The 22,499-nt window shown below is 62.3% G+C and carries 19 protein-coding genes; 2 read left to right on the top strand and 17 right to left on the bottom strand.

What is annotated here, in order from left to right; translation table 11 throughout:
- Window positions 1–3 precede the first annotated feature (3 nt).
- Window positions 4–1,116 (bottom strand): S-(hydroxymethyl)glutathione dehydrogenase/class III alcohol dehydrogenase, encoded by a 1,113-nt coding sequence (locus tag B2U07_RS12680; RefSeq protein ID WP_275547323.1) that lies wholly within the window; start codon window positions 1,114–1,116, stop codon window positions 4–6.
- 134 nt (window positions 1,117–1,250) lie between these two features.
- On the opposite strand from B2U07_RS12680, the gene B2U07_RS12685 reads away from it, so the two are divergent.
- Together B2U07_RS12685 and hpf are read left to right on the top strand one after the other, a co-directional pair.
- Window positions 1,251–2,147, top strand: coding sequence for a LysR substrate-binding domain-containing protein (locus B2U07_RS12685; RefSeq protein WP_275547324.1), 897 nt, complete (start codon window positions 1,251–1,253; stop codon window positions 2,145–2,147).
- Between the two features lie 140 nt (window positions 2,148–2,287).
- Window positions 2,288–2,611 (top strand): ribosome hibernation-promoting factor, HPF/YfiA family, encoded by a 324-nt coding sequence (gene hpf, locus B2U07_RS12690; protein WP_275547388.1) that lies wholly within the window; start codon window positions 2,288–2,290, stop codon window positions 2,609–2,611.
- 12 nt (window positions 2,612–2,623) lie between these two features.
- On the opposite strand, the gene ispD is transcribed toward hpf, so the two are convergent.
- From ispD to rseP, 16 genes are all read right to left on the bottom strand, one after another.
- Window positions 2,624–3,322 (bottom strand): 2-C-methyl-D-erythritol 4-phosphate cytidylyltransferase, encoded by a 699-nt coding sequence (ispD, locus tag B2U07_RS12695; protein WP_275547325.1) that lies wholly within the window; start codon window positions 3,320–3,322, stop codon window positions 2,624–2,626.
- Window positions 3,319–3,597 (bottom strand): cell division protein FtsB, encoded by a 279-nt coding sequence (gene ftsB, locus B2U07_RS12700; RefSeq protein WP_017363771.1) that lies wholly within the window; start codon window positions 3,595–3,597, stop codon window positions 3,319–3,321. Before ftsB ends, ispD begins: the two co-directional genes overlap by 4 nt.
- 285 nt (window positions 3,598–3,882) lie before the next feature.
- Window positions 3,883–5,172, bottom strand: coding sequence for a phosphopyruvate hydratase (gene eno / locus B2U07_RS12705; RefSeq protein WP_275547326.1), 1,290 nt, complete (start codon window positions 5,170–5,172; stop codon window positions 3,883–3,885).
- A 148-nt stretch (window positions 5,173–5,320) separates the two neighbouring features.
- A complete protein-coding gene (gene kdsA / locus B2U07_RS12710) occupies window positions 5,321–6,166 on the bottom strand; it encodes a 3-deoxy-8-phosphooctulonate synthase (RefSeq protein ID WP_296277099.1) in 846 nt (281 codons plus the stop codon).
- Window positions 6,167–6,169: 3 nt separating this feature from the next.
- Window positions 6,170–7,801: a CTP synthase gene (locus B2U07_RS12715; protein WP_212629752.1), complete on the bottom strand. Its 1,632-nt coding sequence runs from the start codon at window positions 7,799–7,801 to the stop codon at window positions 6,170–6,172.
- 150 nt (window positions 7,802–7,951) lie between these two features.
- Complete coding sequence (tilS, locus tag B2U07_RS12720; protein WP_296277100.1) at window positions 7,952–9,274, bottom strand: tRNA lysidine(34) synthetase TilS; 1,323 nt, start codon at window positions 9,272–9,274, stop codon at window positions 7,952–7,954.
- A 58-nt stretch (window positions 9,275–9,332) separates the two neighbouring features.
- Complete coding sequence (locus tag B2U07_RS12725) at window positions 9,333–10,283, bottom strand: acetyl-CoA carboxylase carboxyltransferase subunit alpha (protein ID WP_275547329.1); 951 nt, start codon at window positions 10,281–10,283, stop codon at window positions 9,333–9,335.
- A gap of 137 nt (window positions 10,284–10,420) precedes the next feature.
- The gene (gene dnaE, locus B2U07_RS12730; protein WP_275547330.1) at window positions 10,421–13,951 is read right to left on the bottom strand and encodes a DNA polymerase III subunit alpha; all 3,531 of its coding nucleotides are present in this window, start codon (window positions 13,949–13,951) and stop codon (window positions 10,421–10,423) included.
- 71 nt (window positions 13,952–14,022) lie between these two features.
- A complete protein-coding gene (rnhB, locus tag B2U07_RS12735) occupies window positions 14,023–14,649 on the bottom strand; it encodes a ribonuclease HII (protein ID WP_275547331.1) in 627 nt (208 codons plus the stop codon).
- Window positions 14,649–15,782, bottom strand: coding sequence for a lipid-A-disaccharide synthase (gene lpxB, locus B2U07_RS12740; protein WP_275547332.1), 1,134 nt, complete (start codon window positions 15,780–15,782; stop codon window positions 14,649–14,651). Before lpxB ends, rnhB begins: the two co-directional genes overlap by 1 nt.
- Window positions 15,783–15,787: 5 nt before the next feature.
- Window positions 15,788–16,564, bottom strand: a complete 777-nt coding sequence (lpxA, locus tag B2U07_RS12745) for an acyl-ACP--UDP-N-acetylglucosamine O-acyltransferase (protein WP_275547333.1) — start codon at window positions 16,562–16,564, stop codon at window positions 15,788–15,790.
- Window positions 16,561–17,001, bottom strand: a complete 441-nt coding sequence (gene fabZ / locus B2U07_RS12750; RefSeq protein WP_003244215.1) for a 3-hydroxyacyl-ACP dehydratase FabZ — start codon at window positions 16,999–17,001, stop codon at window positions 16,561–16,563. Before fabZ ends, lpxA begins: the two co-directional genes overlap by 4 nt.
- A gap of 47 nt (window positions 17,002–17,048) precedes the next feature.
- Window positions 17,049–18,110 (bottom strand): UDP-3-O-(3-hydroxymyristoyl)glucosamine N-acyltransferase, encoded by a 1,062-nt coding sequence (lpxD, locus tag B2U07_RS12755; RefSeq protein ID WP_197857847.1) that lies wholly within the window; start codon window positions 18,108–18,110, stop codon window positions 17,049–17,051.
- The gene (locus B2U07_RS12760) at window positions 18,107–18,610 is read right to left on the bottom strand and encodes an OmpH family outer membrane protein (protein ID WP_197857846.1); all 504 of its coding nucleotides are present in this window, start codon (window positions 18,608–18,610) and stop codon (window positions 18,107–18,109) included. The genes lpxD and B2U07_RS12760 overlap by 4 nt, the downstream gene beginning before the upstream one ends.
- Window positions 18,611–18,654: 44 nt before the next feature.
- Window positions 18,655–21,030: an outer membrane protein assembly factor BamA gene (gene bamA / locus B2U07_RS12765; protein WP_275547334.1), complete on the bottom strand. Its 2,376-nt coding sequence runs from the start codon at window positions 21,028–21,030 to the stop codon at window positions 18,655–18,657.
- Window positions 21,031–21,115: 85 nt separating this feature from the next.
- The gene (rseP, locus tag B2U07_RS12770; protein ID WP_296277101.1) at window positions 21,116–22,468 is read right to left on the bottom strand and encodes a sigma E protease regulator RseP; all 1,353 of its coding nucleotides are present in this window, start codon (window positions 22,466–22,468) and stop codon (window positions 21,116–21,118) included.
- Window positions 22,469–22,499 lie beyond the last annotated feature (31 nt).

Raw genomic sequence — 22,499 nt, forward strand, 5'->3', positions numbered from 1 at the left:
TCATCAGAAATGGATGACGGTACGGATGCTCTTGCCTTCATGCATCAGCTCGAAGGCTTCGTTGATCTCGTCCAGCCCCATGTTGTGAGTGATGAAGGTGTCTAGCGGGATCTCGCCCTTCTGCGACTTCTCGACATACCCCGGCAGCTCGCTACGGCCCTTGACCCCACCGAAGGCACTGCCACGCCAGACGCGACCGGTGACCAGTTGGAACGGACGGGTGCTGATCTCGGCACCGGCTGGCGCCACGCCGATGATGGTCGACTCGCCCCAGCCCTTGTGGCAGCACTCCAGCGCGGCGCGCATCAGCTGCACGTTGCCGATGCACTCGAAGCTGTAATCGACGCCACCGTCGGTCATCTCGACGATGACGTCCTGGATCGGCTTGTCGTGCTCCTTCGGGTTGACGAAGTCGGTGATGCCCAGCTCACGTGCCACGGCTTCCTTGGCCGGGTTGATGTCGATGCCGATGATGCGCGAGGCCTTGGCCATCTTGGCACCGATGATCGCCGCCAGGCCGATGCCACCCAGGCCGAAGATGGCCACGGTGGAGCCCTCGGTGACCTTGGCGGTGTTGAGTACGGCACCGATACCGGTGGTCACGCCGCAACCGAGCAGGCAGACCTTGTCCAGCGGCGCCTCCTTCGGGATCACCGCAACCGAAACTTCTGGCAGCACGGTGTATTCGGAGAAGGTCGAGCAGCCCATGTAGTGGTAGATCGGCTCACCGTTGTAGCTGAAACGGGTGGTGCCGTCCGGCATCAGGCCCTTGCCCTGGGTGGCACGCACCGAGCTGCACAGGTTGGTTTTCTGCGATTTGCAGAATTTGCACTCACCGCACTCGGCGGTGTACAGCGGAATCACGTGGTCGCCGACCTTCACCGAGGTCACGCCCTCGCCCACCGCCTCGACGATGCCACCACCCTCGTGGCCCAGCACGCAGGGGAATACGCCTTCGGAGTCCTGGCCGGACAGGGTGTAGGCATCGGTATGGCAAACGCCGGTGGCGACGATACGCACCAGCACTTCACCGGCCTTTGGCGGCTCGACATCGATCTCGACGATCTTCAGCGGCTCGTTGGGCGCGAAAGCGACGGCAGCACGGGACTTGATCATGAAAGCTCTCCTGAGCGTTGCGAAAGTGCCGAGCAGTCTAGAACAACGGCAAGAAGAGATAATTCAACAGATATCAAAACATTATTGCCACACAGGGATAATATGCTCATCCGTCAACGACTGGAGCAAAAACCATGAGTCGCTGGGAAGGACTCGACGAATTCGTCGCCGTCGCCGAGTGTGGCCAGTTCAGCGCCGCCGCGGAACGACTGGGCCTGTCCACCTCGCAGGTCAGCCGGCAAGTGGCGCGCCTGGAGGATCGCCTGCAAAGTCGCCTGTTCTACCGCAGCACGCGCCGCGTGGCCCTGACCGAGGCCGGGCAGTTGTTTCTGCAGCATTGCCAGCGCCTGCAGGATGCACGCGAGGAAGCATTGCGAGCAGTCGGCGACCTCGGAGCGGAGCCCAAGGGGCTGCTGCGCATGACCTGCGCGGTGGCCTATGGCGAGCGCTTCATCGTGCCGCTGGTGAATGATTTCATGGCCCGCCACCCGCAGCTACGTGTGGAGATCGAGCTGTCCAACCGCCAACTGGATCTGCTGCACGAAGGCCTCGACCTGGCCATCCGCCTTGGGCGCCTGCAGGACTCGCGGCTGATGGCGGCACGCCTGGCACCTCGGGAGATGTACCTGTGCGCCGCGCCCGAGTACTTGCAGCGCTACGGCCGACCGCACTCGCTGTCGGAACTTGCCCGGCATAACTGCCTGATCGGCAGCAGCGAAAACTGGAGTTTTGCCGAGAACGGCCGGGAAACCCAGGTGCGGGTACAAGGCAACTGGCGCTGCAACAGCGGCCAGGCCGTGCTCGACGCCGCGCTGCGTGGGTTCGGCCTGTGCCAGTTGCCGGACTATTACGTGCTGGAACACCTGCGCAGCGGGCAACTGATCTCCCTGCTGGAGCAGCACCGCCCGCCCAACACCGCGGTCTGGGCGATCTACCCGCAACAACGTCATCTCTCACCAAAGATCCGCCAGCTAATCGACTCGTTGCGCCTGGGGCTGAGTCAGCGCGCTGAGTACGCCGCCCCCGCCTGAGCCCTGCAACAACCTTGTCGCTCAGCTGAACCGTCATGGAATGTCACAAGCCTGGCCGAAACTTGAGCGAGGCGACCGCGTCACAACCAATGTCCCCGGCAAACGGGGCCTCACGAATTCAGCAGCATGAGGACATGGTTATGCAGGTTCTGGTCAACAGCGGTAAGCACGTCGCCTCGTCGATGGCCTTCAAGGAAGACATCAGCAGTCGAGTGCGCAGCAAACTCCAACGCTACGAGGACCACCTCACCCGGATCGAAGTCCACCTTTCCGACGAGAACGCGCTCAAGAGCGGCCCTCAGGACAAACGCTGCAAGGTCGAGGCACGGATGAAAGGGCGTGACCCGATGACGGTATCCCACGATGCAGAGGAAATGCATCAGGCCATCGACGGCGCCATGAACAAGCTGACCAACGCGCTGGATCGCAACCTGGGCAAGGACGCGAAAAACTGGACGCACTGATGCAGCAATGAATCAATGGCCGCGTGGCCATAATGACTGCAGATAGTGCAGATCTTCCGGGCGGGTGACCTTGAGGTTGTCCGCCCGGCCTTCGATCAGCCGCGGCGCCTGCCCCGCCCACTCCATGGCAGAGGCCTCATCGGTAATCGCCACCTGCACCTGCAGAGCCTGACTCAGCGCGCCATGCAACGCCCCCAGGCGGAACATTTGCGGCGTATAGGCCTGCCAGATCACACTGCGATCCACGGTCTGCGACACTCGCCCGTCGGCACTGGCACGCTTGAGCGTATCGCGCGCCGGCACGGCCAGCAGGCCGCCCACCGGATCATCGGCCAACTCTGCCAGCAAACGGTCCAGGTCCTGCCTGGCTAGATTGGGGCGCGCGGCGTCATGCACCAACACCCAGTCCTCGGCACCTGCGGCCTCGGCAAGCAGCGTCTGCAGCCCGGCCAGTACCGAATCGGCCCGCTCACGCCCGCCTGGCGCACGGCGTACACGCGGATCGCTGGTAACCGGGAGTTGCGGCCAGAACGGATCGTCCTCCGCAACGCATACCACCGCGCCCAGCAGGCCAGGGTGATCGAGAAAACAATGCAGGCTGTGCTCGAGAATGCTGCGACCGGCAATCTGCAGGTACTGCTTGGGACGGTCGGCAGCCATCCTTGCGCCGACGCCAGCTGCTGGAATCACCAGCCAGAATGGAACACTCATTCAGTCAGCAGGTAGAGGGTTTCACCCTCTTTGAGCATGCCCAGCTCCTGCCGCGCGCGCTCTTCAACGGTCTCCATACCGCGCTTGAGCTCCATCACCTCGGCCTCAAGGATGCGGTTGCGCTCCAAAAGACGCTCGTTCTCGCCTTGTTGCTCGGCGATCTGCTGCTGCAGGCGGCTAACCTGGGCAAGACTGCCCTCGCCGACCCACAGACGATACTGCAGACCGGCAAGCAACAGGATCAGCACGATGAACAGCCAATACGGACTACGCATGGAGCGGCTCGCAGATTGAGTCATCGGCATGGTAGGGGCTGCGTTCATGCTTGAAAAGAAGCCGACTGATGAGTGACATGGGGTTTCTGTACCTGCATCCGTGCAATGGTTCCCAAAGATCGACGAAGCGTCCACGAAAAACGCCATGCCCGCAATCGCGCAGCCTCTGTAGGAGCGGCTTCAGCCGCGACAATCGCGGATAAATCCGCTCCTACAGTGCGGCACCAACGCTGGGATAACCACGAAAAAGGGCGACTTGCGTCGCCCTTTTCTACCACGCAGATGTTAGCCGCGGAACTCGGCACGGCCCTTGTACGGAGCCTTGCCGCCCAGCTGCTCTTCGATACGCAGCAACTGGTTGTACTTCGACACGCGGTCGGAGCGGCACAGCGAGCCGGTCTTGATCTGACCAGCGGCAGTACCCACGGCCAGGTCGGCGATGGTGCTGTCTTCGGTTTCACCACTGCGGTGCGAGATCACGGCGGTGAAGCCGGCAGCCTTGGCCATCTGGATGGCTTCCAGGGTTTCGGTCAGCGAGCCGATCTGGTTGAACTTGATCAGGATCGAGTTGCCGATCTTCTCGTCGATACCGCGCTTGAGGATCTTGGTGTTGGTAACGAACAGATCGTCGCCAACCAGCTGTACCTTCTCGCCGATCTTGTCGGTCAGGACTTTCCAGCCCGCCCAGTCCGACTCGTCCATGCCGTCTTCGATGGAGATGATCGGGTAGCGCTGGGTCAGACCAGCCAGGTAGTCGGCGAAACCGGCGGCGTCGAAGACCTTGCCCTCGCCTTCCAGATCGTACTTGCCGTCCTTGAAGAATTCGCTGGAGGCGCAGTCCAGCGCCAGAGTCACGTCATCACCCAGCTTGTAGCCAGCGTTGGCAACAGCTTCGGCGATGGCAGCCAGGGCATCTTCGTTGGAGGCCAGGTTCGGCGCGAAGCCACCTTCGTCACCCACAGCAGTGTTCAGGCCACGGGCCTTCAGTACGGCTTTGAGGTGATGGAAGATTTCGGCGCCCATGCGCAGGGCATCGGCGAAATTCTTGGCGCCCACCGGCTGCACCATGAATTCCTGGATGTCGACGTTGTTATCGGCATGCTCGCCGCCGTTGATGATATTCATCATCGGCACCGGCATGGAGTAGACGCCCGGGGTGCCGTTCAGATCGGCGATGTGCGCGTACAGCGGCACGCCCTTGGCCTGAGCGGCGGCCTTGGCAGCAGCCAGGGACACGGCGAGGATGGCGTTGGCGCCCAGCTTGGCCTTGTTCTCGGTACCGTCGAGCTCGATCATCGCGCGGTCCAGCGCCTTCTGATCGGCAGCGTCCTTGCCCAGCAGCAGGTCGCGAATCGGGCCATTGATGTTGGCGACGGCTTTCAGCACGCCCTTGCCCAGGTAACGGCTCTTGTCACCATCACGCAGCTCCAGCGCTTCGCGCGAGCCGGTGGAGGCACCCGACGGCGCACAGGCGCTGCCGACGATACCGCCTTCCAGAATCACATCGGCTTCCACGGTGGGGTTGCCACGGGAGTCGAGAACCTCACGACCCTTGATGTCGACGATCTTTGCCATTGTTGTTAATGCTCCAAAGGTTGACGATAAGACAGCAGCAGCAGGCTGCACTGGGCCGCCGCTGTCCGCAGGCAGATCGGCGGCTCACGCTGACTCACGGGTCAGGCGGGATTTTTCTCGGGCGGCACTTTACCGGATTGCGTGCGGTTCAGGCAGTCTCGATTGGCGGAAAACTCTTCACCAGATCATCGAGCTGCTTGAGCTGGCTGAGGAACGGCTCCAGCTTGTTCAGACGCAGGGCGCATGGGCCATCGCACTTGGCGTTTTCCGGGTCCGGATGCGCCTCCAGGAACAGACCAGCCAGGCCCTGGCTCATGCCGGCCTTGGCCAGGTCGGTGACCTGAGCACGGCGGCCGCCGGCGGAGTCGGCACGGCCACCCGGCATCTGCAGCGCGTGAGTCACGTCGAAGAACACCGGGTACTCGAACTGCTTCATGATGCCGAAGCCGAGCATGTCCACCACCAGGTTGTTGTAACCGAAGGAGGAACCGCGCTCGCAGAGAATCAGTTGATCGTTACCGGCCTCTTCGCACTTGGTCAGGATGTGCTTCATTTCCTGCGGAGCGAGAAACTGCGCCTTCTTGATGTTGATCACCGCGCCGGTCTTGGCCATGGCCACCACCAGATCGGTCTGCCGCGAGAGGAAGGCCGGCAACTGGATGATGTCGCACACTTCGGCCACGGCAGCGGCCTGATGCGGCTCGTGAACGTCGGTGATGACCGGCACGCCGAAGGTCTTCTTCACTTCCTCGAAGATCTTCATGCCCTCTTCCAGGCCAGGGCCGCGGAAGGAGATGACGGAGGAACGGTTGGCCTTGTCGAAGCTGGCCTTGAACACATAGGGGATACCGAGTTTCTCGGTCACCCGTACGTACTCTTCGCAGGCCTGCATGGCCAGGTCGCGCGACTCGAGCACGTTGATGCCACCGAACAGCACGAATGGCTTGTCGTTGGCGATTTCGATATCGCGAACCTTGATGATCTTCTGCGCCATGGGTCAGACCTTCTTCGCTTTCTGCGCCAGTGCGGCGTTGACGAAACCGCTGAACAGCGGATGGCCGTCACGCGGCGTGGAGGTGAATTCCGGGTGGAACTGGCAAGCGACGAACCACGGATGATCCGGCGCCTCGACCACTTCCACCAGCGCGCCATCGCCAGAGCGGCCAGTGACCTTCAGGCCAGCCTCGGTCAGCTTTGGCAACAGGTTGTTGTTCACTTCGTAACGGTGACGGTGACGCTCGACGATCACGTCCTTGCCGTAGCAGTCGTGCACCTTGGAGCCGGCCTGCAGCTGGCAGTCCTGCGCACCCAGACGCATGGTGCCACCCAGGTCGGAGCTCTCGCTGCGCTGCTCGACGCTGCCTGCCGCGTCCTGCCACTCGGTGATCAGGCCAACTACCGGGTGCTGACTGGCCATGTCGAATTCGGTGGAGTTGGCGTCGGTCCAGCCCACCACATTGCGGGCGTATTCGATCACCGCGACCTGCATGCCGAGGCAGATACCCAGGTAAGGAATCTTGTTCTCGCGAGCGTACTGCACGGTCTTGATCTTGCCTTCCACGCCGCGCAGACCGAAGCCGCCCGGGACCAGGATGGCGTCGACGCCTTCAAGCAGGCCGGTGCCCTGATTCTCGATGTCTTCGGAGTCGATATAGCGCAGGTTGACCTTGGTGCGGTTCTGGATGCCGGCGTGACTCATCGCTTCGATCAGCGACTTGTACGCATCAAGCAGCTCCATGTACTTGCCGACCATGGCGATGGTGACTTCTTTCTCCGGATTGAGCTTGGCATCGACCACGCGATCCCACTCGGACAGGTCGGCGCCGCCGCACTCCAGGCCGAAACGCTCGACGACGAAGTCATCCAGGCCCTGAGCGTGCAGCACGCCCGGAATCTTGTAGATGGTGTCGACGTCTTCCAGACTGATCACTGCACGCTCTTCGACGTTGGTGAACAGGGCGATCTTGCGGCGCGAGGACACATCGATCGGATGGTCGGAGCGGCACACCAGCACGTCCGGCTGCAGGCCGATGGAGCGCAGCTCCTTGACCGAATGCTGGGTCGGCTTGGTCTTGGTCTCGCCGGCAGTGGCGATGTACGGCACCAGGGTCAGGTGCATCAGCATGGCGCGCTTGGCGCCCACTTCCACGCGAAGCTGGCGGATGGCTTCGAGGAACGGCTGCGACTCGATGTCACCAACGGTGCCGCCGATTTCCACCAGGGCCACGTCGGCATCGCCGGCGCCCTTGATGATGCGACGCTTGATTTCGTCGGTGATGTGCGGAATGACCTGGATGGTTGCGCCCAGGTAATCACCACGGCGCTCCTTGCGCAGCACGTCTTCGTACACGCGGCCGGTGGTGAAGTTGTTGCTCTTGCTCATCGTGGTGCGGATGAAGCGCTCGTAGTGACCCAGGTCGAGGTCGGTCTCGGCACCGTCGTGGGTAACGAACACCTCACCGTGCTGGAACGGACTCATGGTGCCCGGATCGACGTTGATGTAAGGGTCCAGCTTGAGCATGGTGACCTTCAGGCCCCGCGCCTCCAGGATGGCCGCCAGTGAAGCCGAGGCGATGCCTTTCCCCAATGAAGAAACAACACCACCCGTGACGAAGATGTAGCGCGTCATGAAAAACCCTAGAAGTCTGCGTTTAAGCGGTCAGTGCCGCCGGGGAAAGCGAAGGAGCGCCATCGACAACACAATGGCAAGCTCGCCAAGCTCCCTGAGGGAGTCGGCAAAAGCTGTAGTAAGACGGGAGCGTAGTCTACCCGAAAGGCCTTACCAGCTCAAACCTTGCGCGCCGATAGGCGGTGACCAGTGCAGACGCACCCCGCTCGCCTCGATTCCTGGCGCATGCGTCAGGTTCGCCACCGCCATCAGCTCATCGCCATCGAACAGCAGCGGCAGGCGCAAACGCACGAATGCCGGCACGCGCATTTCATTGAGCAGGCGCTTGAGATCACGCCTGCCGCGCCCCGGCACCTGCAGCGACTCGCCTCCTTGACGGTAGCGTAGTTGCCAGCGACCTTGCGCCAGCTCGCCAGACAAATGCACCTGACCATTATCGGGAAGCTCGACTGGCTCGCCAGACGCAGCGCATGGCAGCTCCAGCGGCCGCAGCGGCTTCAGCCAGTCGCCACTGAGCCACCACAAGCGGCCATCGGCGCGGTGCAATTCGCCATCGGCCAGTTTCCAGATCGGCGTCGCATCCGCGACGGCATCGCGAAGGTCGTACCAGCCAGCCCAGTGATCGCTGTCCGGCATGCGGGTAAGCGGCGCCAGCCAATGCCGCAGCAGGTTGCGTTGCCGCGCATCGCTCAGCGCGGTCACTGCCGCGAGGTCCAGAGAAGGCAAAGGCAACCAGGGAAATGCGCAAGCGCCACGAGCAGCAAGCAGGTCCATCTCGGCCAATTCATTGAGCAGTAGCTGAGCCTCACCCAGGTGCACAGCGCCGCGCGCAAGACTTGCAGCAGCCTGCGGCCAGCGCTCGGCCAGCAGCGGCATCACCTGCCTGCGCAGGAAATTGCGACTGAAACGCTCGTCGGCATTGCTAGGGTCCTCGACCCAAACCAGACCACGACTTTGCGCGTAAGCCTGCAACTCGGCGCGCGAACAGTCGAGCAGTGGCCGCACCAGCCTGCCCGGCCCCAGCGGCCGACTGGCCGGCATGGCAGCCAGCCCGCGCACCCCTGCCCCGCGCAGCAGACGAAATAGCAGGGTTTCGGCCTGATCGTCGCGATGCTGGGCACTGAGCAGCACCTCGCCCGGCCCCAGCCGCTCACTGAATACCGCATAACGCGCGTTCCGCGCGGCCTGCTCCAGGCTCGCCCCCGGCGTCACCTGCACCTTGACGATCTGCAGAGGAATATCCAGGCGTGCACAAAACTGCGCGCAATGTTCCGGCCAGTCATCGGCTACCGACTGCAGGCCATGATGGACATGAATGGCAGTCAGCGGCGGCAACTGCTCGTGCCGCGCCCAGTCGGCGAGCAGATGCAGCAGCACGCTGGAATCCAGGCCACCGGAAAAGGCGATACGCCAGGCAGGAGCCGTGCGCCACGGCTGCAGAGCCTGACGCAGGTGAAGATCGAGAGCAGTCATCGGCCAAGCTTAAACAACAATGGGCCCGAAGGCCCATTGAGATATGCGCTGAGAGAACTCAGGCGATGCCGTAGCTCATCAGGCGGTCGTAACGGCGCTTGAGCAGCGCGTCGGTATCGTGCTCCTGCAGGCTGGCCAGTTGCTTGGTCAGCTCTTGGCGGATCGACTCCGAGGCGGCGGCCGGATCGCGGTGCGCGCCGCCCAGCGGCTCAGCGATTACCTGATCGACAATACCCAGATCCTTCAGGCGTTCGGCGGTGATGCCCATGGCCTCGGCAGCATCCGGCGCCTTCTCAGCGGTACGCCAGAGGATCGAGGCGCAACCTTCCGGCGAGATCACAGAGTAGGTGGAGTACTGCAGCATGTTCAGCTGGTCGCAGACGCCAATGGCCAGCGCACCGCCAGAACCGCCTTCGCCGATGACGGTGGCGATGATCGGAGTCTTCAGGCGCGCCATCACGCGCAGGTTCCAGGCGATGGCCTCGCTCTGGCCACGCTCCTCGGCATCGATGCCCGGGTAGGCACCAGGGGTGTCGATGAAGGTGAGGATCGGCATCTTGAAGCGCTCGGCCATTTCCATCAGGCGGCAGGCCTTGCGATAGCCCTCAGGGCGCGGCATGCCGAAGTTGCGGCGCACCTTCTCGCGCACTTCGCGGCCCTTCTGGTGACCGATGATCATCACCGGCTGATCGCCCAGGCGCGCAACGCCACCGACGATGGCAGCGTCGTCGGAGAAGTGACGGTCGCCGTGCAGTTCGTCGAACTCGGTGAAGATGTGCTGGATGTAGTCCAGGGTATAAGGGCGGCGCGGATGGCGCGCGAGCTGCGCGATCTGCCAGCTGGTCAGGTTGCCAAAGATGCTTTCGGTCAGGGCGCTGCTCTTGTCCTGCAGGCGGGCAATCTCGTCGCCGATGTTCAGCGCGTTGTCATTACCAACCAGGCGTAGCTCTTCGATCTTGGCTTGCAGGTCGGCGATCGGCTGTTCGAAATCGAGGAAATTCGGGTTCATAGTCATCCGTCTTGCGTCGACGGCCAAGTGGCCGGGGAGCTGTATCCATTAGGCGCCCTACCTTAAGGGATGGGGCGCAGCGGGTCGACACCCTTGGGTGCCTTTGCTGTCACGAAGAGGAATTTTCCTCTCGCATATCAGCGGTAGTGCAAAAAGACGTTGTCGCGCCCGAACTGGTCACGCAATGCCTGAATCAAAGTGTCGGCCGGGTCGATTCGCCAGGCATCGCCGAATTGAAGCAAGGCGCGTGCCTCCTCGCCACTGTAGTCGACGGTCACCGGGCAGGCTCCCTTGTGCTTGCTGCACAGCTCGGCCAGCCAGCGCAGGCGATCACCCTTGAGCGCTTCACTGGCGACCTTAACGCGCAGGCTGTCGGCCAGGCCGGTACGGGCCTCTTCCAGGCTCATCACGCGCTTGGCGCGCAGACGCAGACCGCCGGAGAAATCGTCGTTGCTGACCTCGCCCTCAACCACCACCAGCGCATCGTTCTGCAGCAGCGCCTGGTTGCTGGCGAAGGCATCGGCGAACAGCGAGGCTTCGATACGCCCGGAGCGGTCATCGAGGGTGATGAAGCCCATCTTGTCGCCCTTCTTGTTCTTCATCACCCGCAGGTTGACGATCATCCCGGCGATGGTCTGGGTATCGCGTGCAGGCTTCAACTCGACGATCCGCTGGCGGGCGAAGCGGCGAATCTCGCCTTCGTATTCGTCGATGGGGTGGCCGGACAGGTAGATGCCCAGGGTGTCCTTCTCGCCTTTCAGGCGTTCCTTAATCGGCAGCTCGCGGGCCTTGCGGTGGTTGGCGTAGACATCCGCCTCGGGCTCGGCGAACAGGCCGCCGAACAGGTCCATGTGGCCGCTCTCGGCGCTGCGCGCGGTCTGCTCGGCGGACTGCACGGCCTCTTCCATGGACGCCAGCAACACCGCGCGGTTCTTGTCCACGCTGGCCTGGTAAGCCTTGAGCTCGTCCTGGTAGTAGGGGCCGAGGCGATCCAGCGCGCCGCTGCGGATCAGCGCTTCAAGGGTGCGCTTGTTGATGCGCTTGAGGTCGACGCGGTTGCAGAAGTCGAACAGGTCCTTGAACGGCCCACCTTCGGCACGGCATTCGACGATGGCCTCGACAGGCCCCTCGCCCACGCCCTTAACCGCACCGAGGCCATAGACGATACGGCCATCGTCGTTGACGGTGAACTTGAACTCGGAGACGTTCACGTCCGGCGGATCGATGCGCAACTTCATGTTGCGGCACTCTTCCACCAGGATCACCACCTTGTCGGTGTTGTGCATGTCCGCCGAGAGCACCGCGGCCATGAACGGCGCGGGGTAATGCGCCTTGAGCCAGGCTGTCTGGTAGGACACTAGTCCGTAGGCGGCGGAGTGCGACTTGTTAAAGCCGTAGCCGGCGAACTTCTCCACCAGATCGAAGATGTTACCTGCCAGGTCGGCGTCGATATTGTTGTTGGCGCAACCTTCGATGAAGCCGCCACGCTGCTTGGCCATTTCCTCGGGCTTCTTCTTGCCCATGGCGCGGCGCAGCATGTCCGCCTGGCCCAGGGTGTAACCGCCCATGACCTGGGCGATCTGCATCACCTGCTCCTGATAGAGGATGATGCCGTAAGTGGGCTTGAGCACCGGCTCCAGGCCGGCGTACTGGTAGTCCGGATGTGGATAGGACAGCTCGGCACGACCGTGCTTACGGTTGATGAAGTCGTCCACCATGCCGGACTGCAGCGGACCGGGACGGAACAGCGCCACCAGTGCGATCATGTCTTCCAGGCAGTCGGGCTTGAGCTTCTTGATCAGCTCCTTCATGCCGCGCGATTCGAGCTGGAAGACCGCGGTGGTCTCGGCCTTCTGCAGCATGGCGTAGGTCGGCTTGTCATTGAGGGGGATGAAGTCGATGTTGACCAGTTCTTCGTCCGAGGCGCCATCGCGCTTCTGGATGCGGTGAATGGTCTCCATCGCCCACTTGATGATGGTCAGGGTACGCAGACCGAGGAAGTCGAACTTGACCAGGCCGGCCTGCTCGACGTCGTCCTTGTCGAACTGGGTCACCAGGCCGCCGCCCTCCTCGTCACAGGCGATCGGCGAGAAGTCGGTGAGCTTGGTCGGCGCGATCACCACACCACCGGCATGCTTGCCGGTACCGCGCACCACGCCTTCGAGCTTGAGCGACATGTCCCAGATTTCCTGGGCTTCCTCGTCGTTCTTGAGGAATTCGCGCAGCGGCTCCTCCATGTCAAAGGCCTTCTCCAGGGTCATGCCCACTTCGAAGGGAATCATCTTCGACAGACGGTCGGCCAGGCCGTAGGACTTGCCCTGCGCCCGTGCCACGTCGCGCACCACCGCCTTGGCCGCCATCGAGCCGAAGGTGATGATCTGGCTGACCGCGTTACGCCCGTACTTCTCGGCCACGTAGTCGATCACACGGTCGCGGCCGTCCATGCAGAAGTCGACGTCGAAGTCGGGCATGGAAATCCGCTCAGGGTTGAGGAAGCGTTCGAACAGCAGGTCATAGGCCAGCGGATCGAGGTCGGTGATCTTCAATACGTAGGCCACCAGAGAACCGGCACCCGACCCACGGCCAGGGCCGACCGGCACGCCGTTGTTCTTGGCCCACTGGATGAAGTCCATCACGATCAGGAAGTAACCGGGGAAACCCATCTGGATGATGATGTCGAGTTCGAAGTTGAGGCGGTCGATATAGACCTGCTTCTTCGCCTCGTAATCCGGCGTGTCCTTGGGCAGCAGCACTTCGAGACGCTCGTCCAGGCCCTCGAACGAGGCATGCCGCAGGTAGTCGTCGATGCCCATGCCATTCGGCGTGGGAAAGTCCGGCAGGAAGTACTTGCCGAGCTGTACGTCGATGTTGCAACGCTTGGCGATCTCGACGGTGTTCTCCAGCGCTTCTGGCAGATCGGAGAACAGCTCCCACATTTCCTCGGCGCTTTTCAGGTACTGCTGATCAGAGTAATTGCGCGGTCGACGCGGGTCGTCGAGGGTACGGCCTTCACCGATGCAGACGCGGGTTTCGTGGGCTTCGAAGTCGTCCTGCTTGATGAAACGCACGTCGTTGGTGGCCACCAGCGGCGCCTCGGCGCGATCGGCCAGGGCCACGGCCGCATGCAGGTATTCCTCGTCGCCGACACGGCTGGTGCGCTGCACTTCCAGATAGAAGCGATCCGGGAACACCGCCATCCACTCGCGCAGGCGCGTCTCCGCCATTGCTTCATCGCCAGCCAGCAACGCCAGGCCGACTTCGCCTTCGCGCGCACCGGACAGGGCGATCAGGCCCTCGGCGGCGTCCTTGACCCAGTCGCGCTGAATGATCACCAGGTCGTTGCTCTGCCCCTCGGCCCAGCCCCGGGAGATCAGCTCGGTGAGATTGCGGTAACCCTTGGCGTTCATCGCCAGCAGGGTCAGGCGCGTCAGCGGGCCATCCTCCTCGGCACTGGCCAACCAGATGTCAGCGCCGCAGATCGGCTTGACGCCGGCGCCCATGGCCGTCTTGTAGAACTTCACCAGCGAGCACATGTTGCTCATGTCGGTGACGGCCACCGCCGGCATACCGGCCCCGGCCACCGCCTTGATCAGGGGCTTGACCCGCACCAGACCATCGACCAGGGAGTATTCGGTGTGCAGACGCAGGTGGACGAAAGCTTGGGTCATGGAGGGCCTTGCAGATGAAAACGACAAAGCGCGGATTGTAGCCTAAGAGGGTCTGGCTTAGGGCCAGAGCTTCAGATCGTGGCTACGATGCAATCCGCGACGACAGGCTCGAGCAGCGCGCGCACCGGCGCGAAGGAGCGCCGATGAATCGGCGTCGGCCCCAGGCGCTGCAGCGCGTCGAGGTGAACGGGCGTAGGGTAGCCCTTGTGGCCGGCGATGCCGTAGCCAGGATAGAGGCGGTCCATCTCGACCATCTCGCGGTCACGGCTGACCTTGGCCAGTATCGACGCCGCAGCGATCGCCGGCACCCGGCCGTCGCCCTTGATCACCGGCGCACTCGGCACGGCCAGTTTGGGGCAACGGTTGCCGTCGATCAGCGCCAGTCTGGGCGTCACACTCAGGCCCTCGACGGCACGCTGCATGGCCAGCATGGTGGCATGCAGAATATTCAGGCGGTCGATCTCTTCGACCTCGGCGCGGGCGATGCACCAGGCCAGGGCCTTTTCGCGAATCTCGTCGAAAAGCACTTCGCGGCGCAGCTCAGTGAGCTTCTTCGAATCATTCAGCCCGAGAATCGGCCGCGCCGGATCAAGGATCACCGCAGCCGTGACCACCGCGCCGCAGAGCGGACCACGGCCGACTTCGTCGACGCCGGCGACCAGTTCCTCGACCAGGGTGAAATCGAGCCCCAGCTGCATCAGTCGCGCCCCGCCAGCTTGAGCACGGCATCAGCCGCCGATACCGAGGCGTCGCGGCGCAGTGCGCGATGGATCACGTCGAAGCCTTCGGTCTGTACCTGGCCACCGTCGATCAGTGGCGCCACGGCCTGGGCCAGCGCCTCTGGCGTCGCCGCGTCCTGAATCAGCTCGGGCACCAGCAGGCGCTCGGCCAGCAGGTTAGGCAGCGAGATATAGGGGCTTTTCACCAGGCGCTTGAGAATGCGATAGGTCAGCGGCGCAACACGATAGGCCACCACCATCGGGCGCTTGTACAGCAGCGCCTCCAGGGTCGCGGTACCCGACGCGATCAGCACCGCATCGCAGGCCGCCAGCGCCTCATGGGAACGGCCGTTGAGCAAGGTCAACGGCAGGTCCCGTCCGGCCAGCATCTGCTCCAGCTGCTCGCGACGCTCGGGCGTGGCACAAGGCAGAAGGAAGCGCACGCCTGGGCGAAGTGAGCGCAGGCGGATCGCGGCGTCGAGAAACAGCTCGCCAAGACGCGCAACCTCTCCACCACGACTGCCCGGCATCAAGGCCACCACCGGCTCGTCCTGCGGCAGATCCAGCGCTTCGCGTGCAGCGGCGCGGTCTGCCTGCTGCGGAATGGCATCGGCCAGCGGGTGACCGACGAAACGCACCGGCACCTGATGCTCATCGTAGAACTGCGCCTCGAACGGGAACAGGGTCAGCATCAGGTCGCAGGCTTCACGAATCTTCAACACGCGCTTCTGCCGCCAGGCCCAGACCGAGGGGCTGACGTAATGCACGGTCTTGATCCCGGCACGGCGCAGCTTGAGTTCCAGGCCAAGGTTGAAGTCAGGCGCATCGATGCCGATGAACACATCCGGCTTGGCGGCGATCAGATCACGCGCCAACTGGCGGCGACGGCCGAGCAGTTCGAACAGGCGGCCGAGTACTTCGACCAGGCCCATGACCGCCAGACGTTCCATCGGGAAATAGGATTTCAGGCCCTCGGCTTCCATGCGCGAACCGCCGACGCCGATGAATTCGGCATCCGGGTAACGCTGCTTGATGGCCTGCATCAGGCCGGAACCGAGGATGTCACCGGACGCCTCACCGGCGACCAGTGCGACGCGAAGTGGTCTGGTCATAGGAATCAGCGGGTGATGCCGCGGGTGGAGGCCTGGATGGAATCGCGGAAGATCGCCACTTCGGGGAACTGCGCAGCGGACTCGGCCAGCTCGCTCAGCGCCAGCTCCACCGTCAACCCCTGGCGATAGACCAGCTTGTACGCCTTGCGCAATGCAGCGATGGCTTCGGCCGAGAACCCACGGCGGCGCATGCCTTCGAAATTCATGCTGCGCGCCTCGGCCGGGTTACCGAACACCGTGACGAAGGCCGGTACGTCCTTGCCGATGGCAGTGCCCATGCCGGAGAAGCTGTGTGCGCCGATGCGGCAGAACTGGTGCACCAAGGTGTAACCGGACAGAATTGCCCAGTCCTCGACCCAAACATGGCCAGCCAGCGCGGTGTTGTTGACCAGGATGCAGTGATTGCCGATGACGCTGTCGTGCCCGATGTGAGCATAGGCCATGATCAGGTTGTGATCGCCGATGGTGGTTTCGCCACGATCCTGCACGGTGCCCCGGTGAATGGTGACGCCTTCACGAATGGTGTTGTGATCGCCGATCACCAGGCGCGTCGCCTCGCCCTTGTATTTCAGGTCTGGCGTGTCTTCACCGACCGACGAAAACTGATAGATGCGATTGTGCTTGCCGATAACGGTCGGCCCCTTGAGCACTACGTGCGGGCCGATGACTGTACCCTCGCCGATTTCCACATCGGGCCCGACAATGCTCCACGGGCCGACGACGACGTCGTCGGCCAATCTGGCACTGGGGTCGATGATCGCGCGAGGGTCAATCGAACTCATAGCTTGCGTTCCGCGCAGATGATTTCAGCGGAGCAGACTTCCTTGCCATCGACCGTGGCACGGCATTCGAATTTCCAGATGCTGCGGCGGTCGCTCAGGTACTTAGCTTCCAGCGTGAGCTGATCGCCCGGCAGCACCGGCGAGCGGAAACGCAGCTTGTCGGAGCCGACGAAGTAATAAAGAGTGCCGTCGGCCGGCTTCACACCCATCATCTTGAAGCCGAGGATGCCGGCTGCCTGCGCCATGGCCTCGATGATCAGGACGCCCGGCATAATCGGATGCTCGGGGAAGTGACCGTTGAAGAACGGCTCATTGATGCTGACATTCTTATAGGCGCGAATCTGCTTGCCTTCGACGTCCAGGTCCACCACACGATCCACCAGCAGGAACGGATAGCGGTGCGGCAAATATTCACGAATTTCGTTGATGTCCATCATGTCCGGTTAAGCCTGTAAGAAAAGAAAAGAGCACGGTCACGCCGTGCTCAGGCATCAGATGAGACGTTTGCCGTCTGGGTCACGGCGGCCAGCTGTTTTTCCAGCTCGCGCAGACGCTTGGCCATCTCGTCCAACTGACGAATACGGGCTGCGCTCTTCTTCCACTCGCCCGCTGGTTGCATGGCGGTACCGGAAGAATAGGCGCCCGGCTCGGTGATCGAGCGGGTCACCATGGTCATCCCGGTGACGAACACGTTGTCGCACACCTCGATATGACCGACCATCCCCACACCACCGGCGATCATGCAGTTCCTGCCAATCTTGGTGCTGCCGGAAATCCCGCAGCAGCCGGCCATGGCGGTGTTGTCGCCGATCTGCACGTTGTGCGCGATCATGATCTGGTTATCCAGCTTCACGCCATTGCCGATCAGGGTGTCGGACAGCGCACCGCGATCGACCGTGGTATTGGCACCGATCTCGACGTCATCGCCGATGGTCACCCCACCGATCTGCGCGATCTTCTGCCAGACGCCCTTCTCGTTGGCGAAACCGAAGCCCTCGCCACCGATCACCGCGCCGGACTGGATCACCACACGCTTGCCGATCTGCACGTCGTGGTACAGCGTCACGCGCGGCGCAAGCCAGCCGCCATCACCGATCACGCTGCGAGCACCGACCACGCAATGGGCACCAATGCTGACCTCAGCACCGATACGCGCACCGCTCTCGATCACCGCATAGGGACCGATACTGGCACTCGAATCGACAACGGCGTCGTCGGCGACGTGCGCAGTGGCATGAATGCCCGCGGCCGCCTTGGGCTTGCGGTCGAACAGGTGGGAAAGCTGGGCGTAAGCCAAATACGGGTTGGCAACGATCAAGGCATCGCCAGCGTAGCCTTCGGCATCGGCTGCGGTCAGCAGCACGGCGCCGGCCTGAGTTTGCGCTAGGTGCTTGCGGTATTGGGCATTGGCCAGGAAGCTCAACTGTTCGGGCCTGGCCTCCTGTAAGGTGGCCAGGCCCGTAATGACCTTAGCTTCAGCGCCACGCAAGGTGGCGCCCAGGCGCTCGGCCAATTGGCCGAGAGTAACTGTCACAGTCATGCTCAACGCATCTGGTTCATGCGCTCGATGACTTGGCGAGTGATGTCGTACTGAGGCTTGACATCGATCACCGCGCCGCGCTCGAGCACCAGGTCGAAGTTACCGTTCTTGATCACTTCCTCGACGGCCTTGTCCAGGTTCGGCTTGAGCTTGGCCAGCATTTCACGGTCAGCGACGGCCTTGGCTTCGTTCAGCTCCTTGGACTGGAACTGGAAGTCACGGGCCTTCTGCTTGAATTCGAGCTCGAGACGCTCGCGCTCGGCCTGCTGCATCTTCTCGCCATCCTTGACCATGCGATCCTGAATGCGCTTGGCATCGCTTTCCAGGGTCTTGAGCTTGTTCAGCTGCGGGCCGAACTTCTTCTCGGCATCGACCGCGTAGCGCTTGGCCGCATCCGACTCAAGCAGCGCCATCTGATAGTTCAGCACGGCCACCTTCATCTCGGCGAACGCCGGAGTGGCGATCAGGGCGGCGGTGAACAGAACCAGTTGAGTCAACTTACGCACAATGCACTCCTGCAACAAAACTGTTGGCTTTCGGTGAATGACTTTTAGAAGGTCTGGCCCAGGGAGAACTGGAATACCTGAGTATCGGCATCATCCGGCTTCTTGATCGGCATGGCCAGGCTGAAACTCAGCGGGCCCAGTGCAGTGATCCAGGTCAGGCCGACACCCACGGAGCTGGCCAGATTGCTGAAATCGACATCGCAACTGTCGCTGAGCTTCTTTTGACTGGACGAGCAGTTGGTGTCGAAGACGTTACCCACATCCCAGAACAGCGCGGTGCGCAGCGAGCGCTGATCCTTGACGAACGGCAACGGGAAGAGCATCTCGACACCGCCCTGGACGAGAACGTTACCACCAAAGGGCAGCGGATCCTGATCCGGGTCACGCAGGGTTCCTGGTTTCCCCCCTGGGTTGCCCGCGCCACGACTCGGCGTACTGCGCGGACCCAGGCTGCTGTCCTCGAAGCCCCGCACCGAGTTGAAACCACCCGCGTAGTAGTGCTCGTAGAACGGCAATTCCGCGGTGCTACCGTAGCTGTCGCCATAACCCAGTTGAGTGTGGAAGCGCAGGGTGTAGTTGTCGCTGATCGGGGTGAACACCTGGCCACGGTAGTCGAGTTTGTAGAACGACAGGTCGCTACCCGGCAGGGTGGTCTCCAGCACCAGGCTCTGCGAGTGGCCACGGTTGGCCAGCACGCCACGGTTCAGGGTCGACTCGGACCAGCCGATGGAGCCCTTGAAGTTCAGGTAGTTGTCACCCTCAGCGTCGATGAAATCGAAGATTTCGTCGACGGTGTAACGACCGGTGTCGATGCTGTCCTGCTGCACGGTCAGGCCGTAGGTCAGGCGCGAGGTCTCACTGATCGGGTAGCCGATGTTGATACCGGCACCCAGGCTGTCCACCGAGTAGCTGGATACGTCGACATCGAGCTCATCGTAGTCGGTGGTACGGTAGAAGGCGTTGTAACCCAGGCTGACGCCGTCGACGGTCCAGTAGGGGTCAACGAAGCCAAAGCTGTAACGGGTCTGGTATTCACTGCGGGTCAGGCCGATGCTGACGCGGTTACCGGTACCGAGGAAGTTGTTCTGGCTGATCGAACCACCCAGGATCAGACCGGCATTCTGGGCAAAGCCGACGCTGGCGGTAATGGAACCGGACGGCTGCTCTTCGACGCTGTAGTTGACGTCGATCTGGTCGTCGGTGCCCGGTACCTGCGGGGTTTCGACATTGACTTCCTTGAAGAAGCCCAGGCGCTCGAGGCGCACCTTGGACTGGTCGATCAGGTAGGTCGAAGCCCAGCCACCTTCCATCTGGCGCATTTCGCGGCGCAGCACTTCGTCTTCGGACTTGGTATTGCCACGGAAGTTGATGCGGTTGACGTAGGCACGCTTGCCTGGATCGACGAAGAAGGTGATCGAGACGGTGTTGTCCTCGTCGTGCGCTTCCGGCACACCATTGACGTTGGCGAAGGTGTAACCCTCGTTACCCAGACGACGGGTGATCAGCTCGCTGGTGGTGGTCATGATCTTGCGCGAGAAGACCTGCCCTTCCTTGACCAGCAGCAATGCGCGCACATCTTCTTCCGGGACCTTGAGGTCACCGGACAGCTTCACGTCGCGCACGCTGTACTTTTCGCCTTCTTCGACGTTGACGGTGATGTAGACGTGTTTCTTGTCCGGCGTGATGGATACCTGGGTCGAGCTGATATCCATGTTGATATAGCCGCGGTCCAGGTAGTAAGAGCGCAGACGCTCCAGGTCACCGGACAGTTTTTCGCGGGCGTACTTGTCGTCGTTCTTGAAGAAAGACAGCCAGTTGGTGGTTTTCAGCTCGAACAGGTCGACCAGATCCTCATCGGAGAACACGGTGTTGCCGACCACGTTGATGTGGGAGATGGCCGCTACGGTGCCTTCGTTGATGGTGATTTTCAGTGCCACGCGGTTACGCGGCTGCGGAATCACTTCGGCCTCGATCTCGGCCGAGTAGCGGCCCTGGGCGACGTACTGGCGCTGCAGTTCGTTACGCACGCCTTCGAGTGTGGCGCGCTGGAAAATCTCACCCTCGGCCAGGCCGGACTGGTTCAGCCCCTTGAGCAGATCCTCGGTGGTGATGGCCTTGTTGCCCTCAATCTCGATACCGGAGATGGACGGACGCTCGACCACGGTGACGACCAGCACGTCGCCATCGCGACCAAGCTGGATGTCCTGGAAGAAGCCGGTACGGAACAGCGAGCGAGTGGCATCCACCAACTGGCGATCATCGACGGACTCGCCCACGTTGAGGGGCAGTGCGCCGAACACGCTGCCGGCGGACACCCGCTGCAAGCCATTGACGCGAATATCGGAGATGGTGAAGGACTCGGCGTGAACTTCGGCGATCATCAATGCGGACAGTACCGCAGGTAGCAGCAGACGTTTCATGAAGTCCTTTCTTATTCCAACTGACGATAAAAACTGCCGCTTAAGCGACACTTCTTTTAAATCTCAAGAGCGTATTCAGCAATGCTCACAGGCGGCTGAGGTCGTTGACCAGGGCGAGCAGCATGACCCCGATGACCAGACTGATGCCGATCTGCATCCCCCAACCCTGAACCCGCTCAGACAAGGGGCGACCACGCACCCACTCGACCAGATAAAACAGCAGATGCCCACCATCTAGCACGGGAATGGGCAGCAGATTGAGAACCCCCAGGCTAATACTCAGATATGCAAGGAATTTCAGGAAATCCCCCAGCCCTGACTCAGCTGAAGCGCCCGCCACTTTAGCAATGGTTATCGGCCCACTCAAGTTTTTTACCGAGAGCTCTCCGAACAGCATTTTCTTCAGCGAATCGAGGGTCAACAGGCTCATTGCCCAGGTCTGACGCATGCCCTCGGCGACACCTTCGAGCGGACCGTAACGCACCTCGCGGAGCATCTCGGCAGGCCATTCGACGCCCTGAACACCCGCGCCCAGGTAGCCGCTGCGGGCCTCACCCTCGCCTCGCGACGCCAGAGTCAGTTGCACATCCCTCTCCTGGCCATCGCGCTCGAAACGCAGCGCGACCGTCTCGCCCGGCAGCGCCCGCACGCGATCGACCAGATCCTGCCAATCGGCCAGCGCTTGATCATCGAGCGCCAGCAGGCGATCACCCGGCTGCAGGCCGGCAGCATAAGCCGGCCCTTTGGAATCGACTTCAGCCAGCACAGGCTCCAGCACCGGACGCCATGGGCGAATACCCAGCGAACCGATCGGGTCCGGTTCATCGACACCGCGCAGCCAGTTGTCCAGTTGCACCTGTTTGGGCGTTTCGACCGTGGAGCCCGACTCGGTCACACGCAGGTCGAGCGCGCCGCTTTCACCCAAACGCCGCACTAGCTGCAGGTTGACCGCCGCCCAGCCATTGGTGGCCTCACCGTCGACCGCGACGATCTCCTGCCCTGCACGCAGCCCGGCAGCCTCCGCCAGGCTGTCCGGCTGCACCGCACCGATGACGGGGCGCACCTGCTGACTGCCGAGCATGGCGACGAACCAGAAGAACAGCATCGCCAGCAGGAAATTGGCCAGCGGGCCGGCAGCGACGATAGCGATACGCTGGCGTACGCTCTTGCGATTGAAGGACTGCTCGACAAGCTCGGGCGGCACATCGCCCTCGCGCTCATCGAGCATCTTGACGTAGCCGCCCAGGGGAATGGCGGCAATGACGAATTCGGTGCCGTGGCGATCATGCCAGCGCACAAGTGGCGTGCCGAAGCCGACGGAGAAACGCAGAACCTTGACGCCGCAGCGCCGGGCCACCCAGAAGTGCCCATACTCGTGAAAGGTCACCAGGACACCCAGCGCTATCAGGGTGCCAACCAGCATATACAGCCCACTCATTTCACTTCTCCAGCCCTACGGGGCCGCTCAG

This window comes from Pseudomonas sp. UBA7530 (assembly GCF_002479365.1).
GTDB lineage: Bacteria > Pseudomonadota > Gammaproteobacteria > Pseudomonadales > Pseudomonadaceae > Aquipseudomonas.